The organism is Pantoea sp. Fr+CA_20, from assembly GCF_024520835.1.
GTDB classification, from domain to species: domain Bacteria; phylum Pseudomonadota; class Gammaproteobacteria; order Enterobacterales; family Enterobacteriaceae; genus Pantoea; species Pantoea allii.
The window spans coordinates 59,654-71,802 of record NZ_JALNPN010000010.1; the positions used below are offsets into that span (position 1 = coordinate 59,654).

General features: G+C 52.7%; 10 protein-coding genes. 3 read left to right on the top strand and 7 right to left on the bottom strand.

The features are described from left to right. Window position 1: 1 nt before the first annotated feature. Together apaG and apaH are read left to right on the top strand one after the other, a co-directional pair. Window positions 2-379 carry a Co2+/Mg2+ efflux protein ApaG gene (gene apaG / locus NR177_RS13570; RefSeq protein WP_063878372.1) on the top strand — a complete coding sequence of 126 codons (378 nt, stop codon included), beginning with the start codon at window positions 2-4 and terminating at the stop codon, window positions 377-379. A 54-nt stretch (window positions 380-433) separates the two neighbouring features. Beyond that, complete coding sequence (apaH, locus tag NR177_RS13575; protein ID WP_063878371.1) at window positions 434-1,291, top strand: bis(5'-nucleosyl)-tetraphosphatase (symmetrical) ApaH; 858 nt, start codon at window positions 434-436, stop codon at window positions 1,289-1,291. Window positions 1,292-1,349: 58 nt separating this feature from the next. On the opposite strand, the gene folA is transcribed toward apaH, so the two are convergent. From folA to NR177_RS13590, 3 genes are all read right to left on the bottom strand, one after another. Continuing rightward, the gene (folA, locus tag NR177_RS13580; RefSeq protein WP_063881105.1) at window positions 1,350-1,832 is read right to left on the bottom strand and encodes a type 3 dihydrofolate reductase; all 483 of its coding nucleotides are present in this window, start codon (window positions 1,830-1,832) and stop codon (window positions 1,350-1,352) included. A gap of 230 nt (window positions 1,833-2,062) precedes the next feature. Beyond that, window positions 2,063-3,202: a porin gene (locus tag NR177_RS13585; RefSeq protein ID WP_063878370.1), complete on the bottom strand. Its 1,140-nt coding sequence runs from the start codon at window positions 3,200-3,202 to the stop codon at window positions 2,063-2,065. 259 nt (window positions 3,203-3,461) lie between these two features. Continuing rightward, the gene (locus NR177_RS13590; RefSeq protein ID WP_096010962.1) at window positions 3,462-4,349 is read right to left on the bottom strand and encodes a LysR family transcriptional regulator; all 888 of its coding nucleotides are present in this window, start codon (window positions 4,347-4,349) and stop codon (window positions 3,462-3,464) included. A 95-nt stretch (window positions 4,350-4,444) separates the two neighbouring features. Here NR177_RS13590 and NR177_RS13595 point away from each other — a divergent pair, with 95 nt between their 5' ends. Then, window positions 4,445-5,503 (top strand): SDR family oxidoreductase, encoded by a 1,059-nt coding sequence (locus NR177_RS13595; RefSeq protein WP_256853066.1) that lies wholly within the window; start codon window positions 4,445-4,447, stop codon window positions 5,501-5,503. 197 nt (window positions 5,504-5,700) lie between these two features. On the opposite strand, the gene NR177_RS13600 is transcribed toward NR177_RS13595, so the two are convergent. The 4 genes from NR177_RS13600 to carA form a co-directional block, all read right to left on the bottom strand. Further along, window positions 5,701-6,600 carry a transcriptional regulator gene (locus NR177_RS13600; protein WP_063878367.1) on the bottom strand — a complete coding sequence of 300 codons (900 nt, stop codon included), beginning with the start codon at window positions 6,598-6,600 and terminating at the stop codon, window positions 5,701-5,703. Window positions 6,601-6,966: 366 nt separating this feature from the next. Beyond that, entirely contained in the window at window positions 6,967-7,251 is a 285-nt protein-coding gene (locus NR177_RS13605) for a hypothetical protein (RefSeq protein ID WP_256853067.1), read from the bottom strand. 84 nt (window positions 7,252-7,335) lie between these two features. Beyond that, on the bottom strand, window positions 7,336-10,566 hold the full coding sequence (carB, locus tag NR177_RS13610) for a carbamoyl-phosphate synthase large subunit (protein ID WP_096010959.1): 3,231 nt from the start codon (window positions 10,564-10,566) through the stop codon (window positions 7,336-7,338). 13 nt (window positions 10,567-10,579) lie between these two features. Continuing rightward, the gene (carA, locus tag NR177_RS13615) at window positions 10,580-11,728 is read right to left on the bottom strand and encodes a glutamine-hydrolyzing carbamoyl-phosphate synthase small subunit (RefSeq protein ID WP_218994955.1); all 1,149 of its coding nucleotides are present in this window, start codon (window positions 11,726-11,728) and stop codon (window positions 10,580-10,582) included. Between the last annotated feature and the right edge of the window lie 421 nt (window positions 11,729-12,149).

The following is a 12,149-nucleotide window of genomic DNA, read 5'->3' on the forward strand; positions in this document are numbered from 1 at the left end:
CATGAGTGAACCGGCCCGCGTATCGCTACACGTACAAAGTCTGTATGTCGCCTCTCAGTCCTCACCGGACGAAGAGCGCTATGTCTTTGCTTATACCGTCACGATTCGCAACGTAGGCCGGTCTTCTGTGCAACTGCTCAGGCGTTACTGGCTAATTACGAACGGTAACGGCCGTGAAACAGAAGTTCAGGGTGAAGGCGTGATCGGCGAACAGCCGCATATTGCGCCGGGAAATGAATATCAGTACACCAGTGGTGCTGTTCTTGAAACCCCAATGGGCACCATGCAAGGTCACTATGTGATGGTCGATGAGCAAGGCGACGAATTCCACGTTGAAATCCCGGTATTCCGCCTCGCGATTCAAACCCATATTCATTGATTTTGATGTCTCTCGCCCGTGTCTCGGGCGACTGTTTTAGTTGGATAATCCTCTATGAATACTTACCTGATTGGCGACGTTCACGGTTGTTACGATGAATTACGTGCTCTGCTAAACCAGGTTAACTATGATCCCAGTCAGGATACATTATGGCTGACGGGTGATCTGGTCGCGCGGGGCCCTGGCTCGCTGGACGTTCTGCGCTACGTCAAGTCACTGGGTGACAGTGTTCGTCTGGTGCTGGGTAATCACGATCTGCATCTGCTGGCTGTCTATGCCGGTATCAGCCGTAATAAGCCAAAAGATCGCCTGACGCCGCTGCTGGAAGCGGAAGATGCTGATGAGCTGATCAACTGGCTGCGCCGTCAGCCGCTGCTTCAGGTGGATGAAGAGAAAAAACTGGTGATGGGCCATGCCGGGATTACCCCGCAGTGGGATTTGGATACAGCGCAACGCTGTGCACGCGAAGTGGAAGCCGTGCTGTCCAGTGACAGCTATCCGCTGTTTCTTGATGCGATGTATGGTGACATGCCTAACAACTGGAACGACTCTCTGACCGGTCTGGCACGCCTGCGTTTCTCCACCAACGCCCTGACCCGGATGCGCTTCTGCTTTCCCAATGGTCAGTTAGATATGATCTGTAAGGATGCGCCGGAATCCGCGCCGCCGCCTTTAAAGCCCTGGTTTATGATTGAAGGCCCGGTCGCACGCGATCACACGATTGTCTTTGGTCACTGGGCGTCACTTGAGGGTAAAGGCACGCCGGCAGGTATTATCGGTCTGGATACCGGTTGCTGCTGGGGCGGTAACCTGACGCTCCTGCACTGGGAAACGCAACGCTATTACGTTCAGCCATCGAACCGCCAGTTATCCTTACCGGACGACCTTGCTCCGCAGCAGTCAGCCCGCTAATCCGCAGCCATAAAAAAACGCCTTGTTATGACAAGGCGTTTTTTTTACTGCGTATTCATTAACGGCGGCGTTCAAGAATCTCGAAGCAGTAACTGTGGGAGTTCTGCGCATCCGCATCATGAAACTCACTGAACGTCGAGTGCCACTCATCCGGTTCGTAATCCGGGAATTGCGTATCACCTTCGACTTCCGCATCAATGTGCGTCAGATAAAGACGGTCGGCGCGCGCCAGCATTTGCGCATAGATACGACCACCGCCAATTACCATGATCTCTTCAGCGTCACCCGCCGCGTTGATCGCATCATCCAGCGATGTCACCCAGGTGACGCCTTCCGCTTTACCCGGCTTGCTGCTGACCACAATATTCAGCCTGCCAGGCAATGGACGACCAATCGATTCAAAGGTCAGTCGGCCCATAATCACTGGTTTTTTCAGGGTGTTACGCTTAAACCACGCCAGATCTGCAGGCAGGTCCCACGGCATGGCGTTTTCCATTCCAATAATGCGATCTGCTGCTAATGCCGCGATAAGACTAATCATGTTAAAAGGCTCGCTGAAAAAAACAGGCGCCATGATACGTAAAGGTTAAACCTTCGTCGATAGGCGAAAGGGGGTTATTGCATAAAGCGGCATTGCCACCGTATTTCAGACTTTGTGCAGGGTTTTACTCCGTAAGACGGGCCACGCGCCCCAAAAGTCGCCAGATAATGGTGCCGCGTCGCGATAAACAGAGAGAATAAAACGGCTCCCGTGGGAGCCGTGGCAGGTCATCAGAAATCGTAGCGGAAACGAACCAGATTCATATCGCCCTGATTGTCCGTGCTCGACGTGAAGACATGTTCGTAATCAACACGGAAACCGTAGTCCAGGAACAGGGTTACGCCCAGACCGTTATCAATGCGCTGGTAATTGCGGCCATTCACATATTCTAAGCGGTCACCCATGACATAAGGCTGAACGGCTTTGACGCCATACTGCGCAACCGGAATTTTATAACCGGCATAATATTCAATGCCCCAGGCATCATCAGCAAAATAGTTATTCACATCGCGCTGTCTGGTCGTCAGGAAATTCTGGTACCAGCCGCCTCCTGCTGACAGGGTCCAGTTGCCTGGCGTCCAGCTTAATGCGGTACCAAAGATGTTCTGGTCGTAATCTTTATTGTCGCCGGTGACAGGATTACGCATGGTGGCGCGGGTGTAGTTCCACGCGGTGCCCCAGGCCAGATTGTTCGTGATGTTGTAATTCACACCCAGCGAGCCGCCGCCCTGACGCTTATAGCGCAGTCCGTTGCCCGGCAAATATTCGTTATCGCTAAACAGGTAAGAGGCATAAACATCAAATGCACCATAACTGTTTTTGTATTTCAGCTGCTTGCGTGAGCGGTATGAACCGTCGTAATCACCGTTAATGCCGTTACCCGGTGCCTGGGCCAGCATGTCGTAATCCCAGATATCCGTCTTGGCACCCACAACGTCGTAATACACGCTGTTCTGCTGACCGAAGGTCAACTGGCCCCAGGTTTTACTTTTCAGGCCCGTATAGAGCTGGCGACGCGTGGTTTCATGCGCCCCTTCAGCGTAGTGATTATCCCAGTTGAATACGGCCGGAATGTTAACGCCCAGCTCGTAGTAGCTGGTCCAGCTGATATCGTCGAACAGGTAGTAATCCGCGCTAAAGCGGAAACGGGAACCACCGTCAAAGCCGTTACGCTTGTAGGACTGATCCTTCCCGCCGGTTTGATGGTTGAACTGGGGACGAATGCTGCCACCGAATTTAAAATCGAGACGGCTAAGGGGATCGCCTGCTTGTGGGTCTTGTTTAAGAAGAGTGATTTCAGCCTGGCTGGAAAAAGACACCAGGGCCAACAGTGCAGCCACTGCACTCAGTGAAAAAAAACGCGCTTTCATTGTTATTAATATCCTGTTTAGGCTCTATTAATGAGCGAGCCGGATATTACAACGGTGAATGTCAGCCTGGTAGTTTTTTATATTATAGATTTGTGCGAATCAGCGGATTAGGCATGATTGGCTAAAAATTAAATCAAATTAACTTAAGCATATTAACGTCAAGCTAACAGGACGCCACGCATACCGGGTTTGTCCTGTGCGATTTCCCCCTCAGGCCGCTCTTATCTCCCGCCGCTTCATGCCGTCCGCACAGAGACGTTCAGTTTACCCCGGGCAGGTTGGCCAGCACCTTTTCGATTAACGTGGCGATGCCTCTTACCCTGACAGGAATAAAGCGTGCATCCGGAAAAACGGCATACAGAAAGCGGTCAGGATGGCGATAAGCGGGTAAAACCCTGACAAGCGAGCCGGATTTCAGTGCCTCCATTGCAAGCGGTAGCTGCATACCACCGACACCGATGTCCGCCTGCAATGCCTGCAATAATCCCTCACTGCTGTTTGCCCTGAAGACCGTATTCACCGCCAGCTCCACGGTTTCATCATCTCTGACAAGCCGTAATGGCGCAGACTCGTCGATGCTGCTAAAGCGAACATGCGGGTGAAGCGCCAGCGCATCCAGCGAAACGATTGGCGGAAAACGCGGTGACGCGAAAAGCGGCGTTTCAATTCGGGCGATCTTCCTTGCCGGAAACACATCCGGTGCGTCATGGGTCAGTCGGAAGGCAATATCCACGCCTTCTCTGGCCAGGTCAGATATCCGGTCGTCGAGCGACAGCGTCAGATTCAACCCCGGATTCGCCTTTTGCAGCGCGAGCAGGTGGGGAAGAAAAAGCCGCCCTAACCCGCCGGGCAACTGGATGTTTACCTTGCCTTGCCACTGCTGCGTGGCAGAAGACAACTGGCTCTCGACTGCCAGCATCGCCTCAAGTATCGGCCGCATCTGGCCACGGTAATATTCCCCTTGCGCCGTCAGTACCATCACGCGCGTCGTTCGGTGCAGCAAGACGACGCCCAGCTCGGCCTCAAGTGCGACGATCTGCTGACTGACCGCTGACTGCTTGATACCCAACTGGCGCGCGGCGGCAGAGAAGGAACCGGCCTCGGCTACACGTAAAAAGGTGCGAATGGCATTGAGCTTGTTATTCATTTACGCATTTCTCTTATAAGTGACATCAGCTTGCGGGGATATCGGCGAAAAGAAATTTATATCACGCTGTCTGCAACCTAACCGGAGGAAAGAAAATGTCACAGAAGCCTCAATCTAAAGTTGCACTGGTGGCTGGCGCAAGCGGTATTGTCGGCAGCCAGTTGGTCAAAACGTTGTTGCAGAATGCGTGGCAGGTTATCGGACTGTCACGTTCAGGCACCGATCGGCATGGCGCGGTCCCGTTTGTAAAAGTCGATCTGCTGGATGAGAAAGACAGCGCGCGTGCCCTTACGCCACTGAGTAACGTGACACATATTTTCTATAGCGCCTGGCTTAATGCCGCCAACTGGCAGGAGATGGTTGAACCCAACGTGACCCTGCTGCGTAATCTGGTCACCCAGGTTGAGAAAGTTGCCCCGCTGGAAACGGTGAGCCTGATGCAGGGCTACAAAATTTACGGCGCTCACCTTGGCCCCTTTAAAACGCCCGCCAGAGAAAATGATGCTGCCATTCCCGGCGCGGAATTCAATACGGCGCAACAGGCCTGGCTAAGCGACTTTCAGCGCAATAAAACCTGGAACTGGCATGCGCTTCGCCCCGGCGTGGTTGGCAGCGCATTACCCGGCAATACCATGAATCTTGCGCTGAGTATCGCGATATATGCCTCACTGTGCAAAGCGCAGAGCCTGCCCCTGCGATTTCCCGGGTCACAAGCAGCCTGGCATAGCATTGTCGATCATACGGATGACGGCTTACTTTCCGCCGCCACGCTGTGGGCCTCGACCGCCCCTGCCGCCAGAAATCAGGCATTCAATGTTAACAACGGTGACATCTGGCGGTGGAGTGAACTCTGGCCGGTCATTGCGGGCTGGTTTGAACTGGAGATGGCCCCGCCGGTCCAGCTGTCGTTTCAGCAACTCTTTAGCGATTACCGCAAGACCTGGCAGGCTCTGGCTGAAAAAATGCTGTTGGTCGAGCCTGATATCATGAAGTTGAGTAACGGTCAGTTCGCAGACTTTGTGTTTAGCTGGGATTACGACATGTTTGGTGATGGCAGCAAACTGCGGCGGGCGGGGTTTACGGATTTTCGTGCGACCGATGAGATGTTTATCCGTCTCTTTACTCAGTTCAGAACGGCGAAGATTATCCCCTGACAGATGTAGCAGGCACGTTTCCCCTGCCACCGCGCTGGCAGGGGAAAGTGTGCAGAATAATGCGAAAAAGGCCTGTTTGGCGGGCAACGCCCGATGGCGCGGGCATGAATAAAGGGCGTTTCGCCTCGCGCAGTCGCATTCCCAATATCATCGACTGACTCAGACGGGCAACAATGCGGCCTTGCCGATCTGAGCAATCAGATAATGACACGACCATTATTGACCGAATGGCACCACCGGTTTTTATAGTCCCCGGACATCGATCCATAGGAGTAATAGAGCGGGAGCTGCGTATCGGCAGCGTCCTGATACACAGACGTCAGGTTCTTCCACATCAACATCGTACCCACAGCGCCTGCGTTGCTGTCCATCCGGTAGCCGATATTAATAAAATCAACGAACATCCCGGCGCAGCTGGATACGGATAACAACAGCTGCAGCGCAACAGGTTCATTATTCAGGAACATGATGTAGCCTTTGAAACAAGGCTGAAATTCCCGGAAGAACGCTTTATTGATTTCCCTGTCAGCGATAGCCTGATTTCGTCTCGCCTGGTAAAGGGTCTCAAATACGTCAAAAATGTGTTCGCCATCCAGCTGGCTGACGTTGAGAAAACTGCCCCCGTCATTAAGAAACTTTCGTAACTCACGTTCCCGCGTGGAGACGGTTTTCCGGGAAAAGTCGGCGGCAGGGTTCTTGGTAAAAGCAGCATGGCTTTTACTCAACAGGCCATAAGACGTATTAAGAAACCGCTGACTCTGCAAGTGATGCAGCGACTTACAACGGAAAGGTAAAAGCACCTTTTGCGGAACCTCGTTGCAAAAAGGCACATAGACGGATGTTGACGGTGTAAGCAGTGCGGGAAGAGAACGTTGCCGGTGTCTGCCGTCGTTGGCAAGCCAGCCATTTTCGACGCAAACGCTCCCCACTATTTTGCCTTTACGTTTATAAGCATAAAACTCAAAGGACTGCTCATGTCGCATTTTAAATGCAATAAATCCCGGCGCTGACTCGCAGTTGTAACCAAAACTATTACAGGCTATTTGATAATCGTCAAAAGAGCACTGTCCCCACCTGAAAAATTTGGGAATAAACATATTAAACACGAGCTCTTAATTAAGTCTTTAAACTTCAGAAAAACGAGGTTGTTCTCTGAAAACGTAAAACCTTGCAAAACACAGGGCATCTTAAAGTTAAGCGGAACAACTGAACAGTTGATTATCAGGCGTGATCGACAGCAATGCAGGTTCGTTTAAAATCTGTTTAATAACAGTCAAATGGCCAGGAGAAGGCAGAGAAAGAGGAATCAACAGGGAATGAGTTGATATTATTAACAAGTATTTAAATGACAACATATCCCTATTTAGTGCGCCACGTTTCGCAAAGCAGGATTAAACATCTTTTTATTCGTAATTTGTCATGATTTTGAAAAGAACAGGTAAAACCAAATACAGAACAGCGTGTTATTCAGCACCAGCCATCATGATTAACAGCCTGTATTGCGCTGAATTTAAATAGGGTTTAACAGAGTTTGTCTGATCGGCTATGAACAGCGGTCTGATAAAACCCAGCCCCAGCAATAATGCCTGCGGCACCTCACCTTGATGAAGTCTTCGCTTGCCACTGACCGCCGATAGCAGGAACCGTATTTCCGCCATCTGTAAAACAGCCGCTGACGCCGCTCTTTGCGCGCAATGCAACGGCCTGCTGGCCGATGTTGTCCCGACAGGCTTCCTGGGATTAAACACAAAAAAGCCCCTGCAGGCAGGACGGTCTGTCAGCCTACTGACAGACGATCCCCCACAGGGGCGATGACGCGCGATCAGCCTGCGCTATTTCTGCGCAAGGATTTGTGCGTGCATCTCCTGGACTGAAATCACTTTTTCCGTTGGGTCCGCATTGAGCGCCATCGCCGTTGCAAAACCCCCGTTCAACGTGGTGTCGTAATGCACTTTATATTGCAGCGCACTGCGGCGAATCAGCTTGGAGTCTTCAATCGCCTGGCGACCTGCTGTGGTATTCACGATGTAGGCATATTCGCCGTTCTTCAGGCGGTCCTGAATATGTGGACGACCTTCATGAACCTTGTTAACCAGACGAGGATTAATGCCCGCCTCGCCCAGCACCACAGCCGTACCGTGAGTGGCATCCAGCTCAAAGCCAAACTTCTGCAGCTTAGCGGCCAAATCGACGATACGTTTCTTATCGCCCTCACGCACGGACAACAGGGCACGTCCGGTTTTCTTCATGTTGCTCTGCGCGCCCAGCATCGCTTTGGCAAAGGCTTCAGCGAAGGTCCGGCCCACGCCCATGACTTCACCGGTTGAACGCATTTCCGGACCGAGAATCGGGTCAACACCCTGGAACTTGTTAAAGGGCAGCACGACTTCTTTAACAGAGTAATAAGGTGGGATCACCTCTTTGGTTACGCCCTGCTCTGCCAGCGTTTTGCCTGCCATCACGCGCGCGGCAACCTTCGCCAGCGGGACGCCTGTCGCTTTTGACACGAAAGGCACGGTACGCGCGGCACGTGGGTTCACTTCGATCAGGTAGACTTCGTTGTCTTTCACCGCGAACTGCACGTTCATCAAACCGCGCACGCTCAGCTCAAACGCCAGTTTTTCGACCTGCTGGCGCATCACGTTTTGAATCTCTTCGCTCAGCGTATAGGCTGGCAGAGAACACGCGGAGTCACCCGAGTGGACGCCTGCCTGCTCGATATGCTCCATGATGCCGCCAATCAGTACGCGTTCGCCGTCGCAAATGGCATCGACATCAACTTCTACGGCGTCATCAAGGAAACGATCCAGCAAGACGGGTGCATCGTTGGAAACCGACACCGCCGTCTGGAAGTAACGTTTCAGATCGATTTCGTCATAGACGATTTCCATTGCACGTCCGCCCAGCACGTAGGAAGGACGCACCACCAGCGGATAACCAATGCCGGCGGCTTTCTCTACGGCCTGCTCCAGCGTGGCAACGGTGGCGTTAGCCGGCTGCTTCAGGTTCAGACGGTCAACGGCCTGCTGGAAGCGTTCGCGATCTTCTGCCCGGTCGATAGCGTCCGGGCTGGTACCGATCACCGGTACGCCTGCCGCTTCCAGGGCGCGAGCCAGTTTCAGCGGCGTCTGACCGCCGTACTGCACGATCACCCCTTTCGGTTTTTCGATGCGTACGATTTCCAGCACGTCTTCAAGCGTAACCGGCTCGAAGTAGAGGCGGTCGGAGGTGTCATAATCCGTCGAGACGGTTTCCGGGTTACAGTTCACCATGATGGTTTCAAAACCATCTTCACGCAGCGCCAGCGCCGCATGAACGCAGCAGTAGTCAAACTCAATGCCCTGGCCAATACGGTTTGGTCCGCCACCCAGCACCATGATTTTGTCACGATCCTGATTAGGATTCGCTTCGCACTCTTCTTCATAGGTGGAGTACATGTAAGCCGTATCGGTAGAGAATTCTGCTGCGCAGGTATCGACACGCTTATAAACCGGGTGCAGATTATGTTGCTGACGCAATTTACGAATTTCACCTTCCGCTACGCCCGCCAGTGAAGCCAGACGCGCATCCGCAAAACCTTTACGCTTCAGCGCACGCAGGAAATCGACGTTGAGGCCGTTCATGCCTTCACGCGCAACCTGCTCTTCCAGGCGCACCAGCTCTTCAATCTGCACCAGGAACCAGCGGTCAATGTTGGTGAGGTTAAATACGCCGTCTACAGACATCCCCGCGCGGAAGGCATCGGCGATGTACCAGATACGATCCGAACCGGCATCTTTCAGCTCACGGCGGATACGGGTTAACGCCTCTGCGTCGTCCAGGTGAACTTTCGGGTCGAAGCCATTCGCCCCGACTTCCAGGCCGCGCAGCGCTTTCTGCATCGACTCCTGGAAGGTACGACCGATCGCCATGACTTCACCCACAGATTTCATCTGCGTGGTCAGGCGGTCATTCGCACCGGCAAATTTTTCAAAGTTGAAGCGAGGGATCTTCGTGACGACGTAATCGATTGAAGGCTCAAACGAGGCCGGCGTGCGTCCACCGGTAATGTCGTTCATCAGTTCATCCAGCGTATAGCCAACCGCCAGTTTCGCTGCCACTTTCGCAATCGGGAAGCCGGTCGCTTTAGAGGCCAGTGCCGAGGAGCGCGACACACGGGGGTTCATCTCGATAACGATCAGGCGACCATTTTTTGGGTTCACCGCAAACTGTACGTTGGAACCGCCGGTTTCGACACCAATCTCACGCAGTACCGCCAGCGAGGCGTTACGCATAATCTGGTATTCCTTATCGGTCAGCGTCTGTGCTGGCGCAACCGTAATGGAATCACCGGTGTGAATGCCCATGGCGTCAAAGTTTTCGATGGAGCAGACGATAATGCAGTTGTCGTTTTTGTCACGTACCACTTCCATCTCGTACTCTTTCCAGCCAATCAGCGATTCGTCAATTAACAACTCGTTGGTAGGAGAAAGGTCGAGGCCGCGTTCGCAGATCTCTTCAAACTCTTCGCGGTTATAGGCGATACCGCCGCCGGTGCCACCCATGGTGAAAGACGGACGGATAATGCAGGGAAAGCCGACGTCTGCAGCCACCGCCAGCGCTTCATCCATGGTGTGCGCAATACCGGAGCGCGCCGTATCCAGGCCAATGCTTTTCATCGCCACATCGAAGCGACGACGGTCTTCTGCTTTATCAATGGCATCGGCGGTCGCACCGATCATGGTGACGCCGAATTCTTCCAGTACGCCCTGACGTTCCAGTTCCAGCGCACAGTTCAGCGCTGTCTGGCCGCCCATGGTGGGCAGCACCGCATCCGGGCGCTCTTTTTCAATGATTTTACGCACCACTTCCCAGTGAATCGGCTCGATGTAGGTCGCATCGGCCATTTCCGGGTCGGTCATAATGGTCGCCGGGTTTGAGTTGACCAGAATAACCCGGTAACCCTCTTCACGCAGGGCTTTACAAGCCTGGGCACCGGAATAGTCGAATTCGCAGGCCTGACCGATCACAATCGGACCGGCACCAAGAATCAGGATGGATTTTATGTCTGTACGTTTTGGCATGATTAGCTCCTGATTACTTTGCTTTCGAACGGAATGCGTCAATCAACTCAATAAAGTGGTCAAACAGCGGTGCGGCATCACCCGGTCCCGGGCTGGCTTCCGGGTGACCCTGGAAGCTAAACGCTGGCTTATCGGTGCGGTGAATGCCCTGCACGGTCTTATCAAACAGGGAGATATGGGTAACACGCAGGTTCGCGGGCAGATCGGTTTCATCAACGGCAAAACCGTGGTTCTGCGCGGTAATCATTACGCGGTTGTTATCCAGATCTTTCACCGGGTGGTTACCACCATGGTGGCCCAGCTTCATCTTGACGGTCTTCGCACCGCTGGCCAGAGCCAGCAACTGATGACCAAGGCAGATACCGAATACCGGAATATCCGTTTTCAGAAAGGCCTGAATGGCTTCAATCGCATAGTCGCAGGGTTCAGGATCGCCAGGACCGTTAGACAGGAAGATGCCATCCGGATTCATCGCCAGTACCGTTTCGGCTGGTGTTTTGGCCGGCACAACCGTCAGGCGGCAGCCACGGTCTACCAGCATACGCAGGATATTGCGCTTCGCACCGTAATCGTAAGCCACGACATGGTAGGGCAGGGCTTCCGCCGGTGTTTGTTCCGGTAAATCCCCTTCCAGTGTCCAGCTCCCCTGCTGCCAGGCGTAGGTTTCCGCCGTTGTCACTTCTTTCGCCAGATCCATACCTTTCAGGCCGGGGAAAGCCTGCGCTTTTTGTAAGGCCAGTGCGGCATCCAGGTTGTCGCCCGCGATGATACAGCCGTTCTGCGCCCCTTTTTCCCGCAGCAGACGCGTCAGCTTGCGGGTATCAATATCGGCAATCGCGACGATGTTATTGCGCTGCAGATAAGCCGATAAGCTCTCTTCGCTGCGATAGTTACTGGCAATCAGCGGCAGGTCACGAATCACCAGGCCCTGCGCATGAATTTGACTGGATTCTTCGTCGGCGGCGTTTGCACCAACATTGCCGATATGGGGATAAGTAAGAGTAACGATTTGGCGAGAATAGGAGGGATCAGTGAGGATTTCTTGATAACCGGTCATTGACGTATTGAAAACGACTTCCCCCACTGCCGACCCTGTAGCCCCGATGGCCCGACCGTGGAATTGGGTTCCGTCTTCCAGAACCAAGAGCGCTGACTTAATCAAAACATCCTCCAGGGAATAAACAGTCACAATATCTGCATATTAATTCATAATAGTGATCTGAATCAATGCAAAAACTGCCTGAGTGGTCAATTTTTGGCAAATTGCGCGCATTCTAATGATCGTCCTGATACTTGTCCACCCTGAAGCAACATTTTTAACATCTTTTCGGGCTCAGAACGAAAATGCAGAGGATAAGCGGCAAAAACAGGGGTAAACACAGCCGAATAATCGTTTGCCAATCGCAATCAACGTTTATTCTGATAGTGCACACGATTAATTTTGACCAAATGGTCAAAATTAACAGGTTTATGACAAAAACAGGGACGTAATAACCTTTATTTTAAGCCATTCACTGAAAAATTTAGCCAAACCCCTTATTTTAAATAAAATTAAGGGCAATTAAAAAATTGCCCTTTCCAAT

Excerpts from the sequence above, each read along its gene's own strand:
- apaG (WP_063878372.1), top strand. The coding sequence starts at position 2 with ATGAGTGAACCGGCCCGCGTATCGCTACACGTACAAAGTCTGTATGTC.
- apaH (WP_063878371.1), top strand. The coding sequence starts at position 434 with ATGAATACTTACCTGATTGGCGACGTTCACGGTTGTTACGATGAATTA.
- NR177_RS13590 (WP_096010962.1), bottom strand. The coding sequence starts at position 4,349 with ATGAATAACAAGCTCAATGCCATTCGCACCTTTTTACGTGTAGCCGAG.
- NR177_RS13595 (WP_256853066.1), top strand. The coding sequence starts at position 4,445 with ATGTCACAGAAGCCTCAATCTAAAGTTGCACTGGTGGCTGGCGCAAGC.
- NR177_RS13585 (WP_063878370.1), bottom strand. The coding sequence starts at position 3,202 with ATGAAAGCGCGTTTTTTTTCACTGAGTGCAGTGGCTGCACTGTTGGCC.
- NR177_RS13600 (WP_063878367.1), bottom strand. The coding sequence starts at position 6,600 with ATGTTTATTCCCAAATTTTTCAGGTGGGGACAGTGCTCTTTTGACGAT.
- folA (WP_063881105.1), bottom strand. The coding sequence starts at position 1,832 with ATGATTAGTCTTATCGCGGCATTAGCAGCAGATCGCATTATTGGAATG.
- carB (WP_096010959.1), bottom strand. The coding sequence starts at position 10,566 with ATGCCAAAACGTACAGACATAAAATCCATCCTGATTCTTGGTGCCGGT.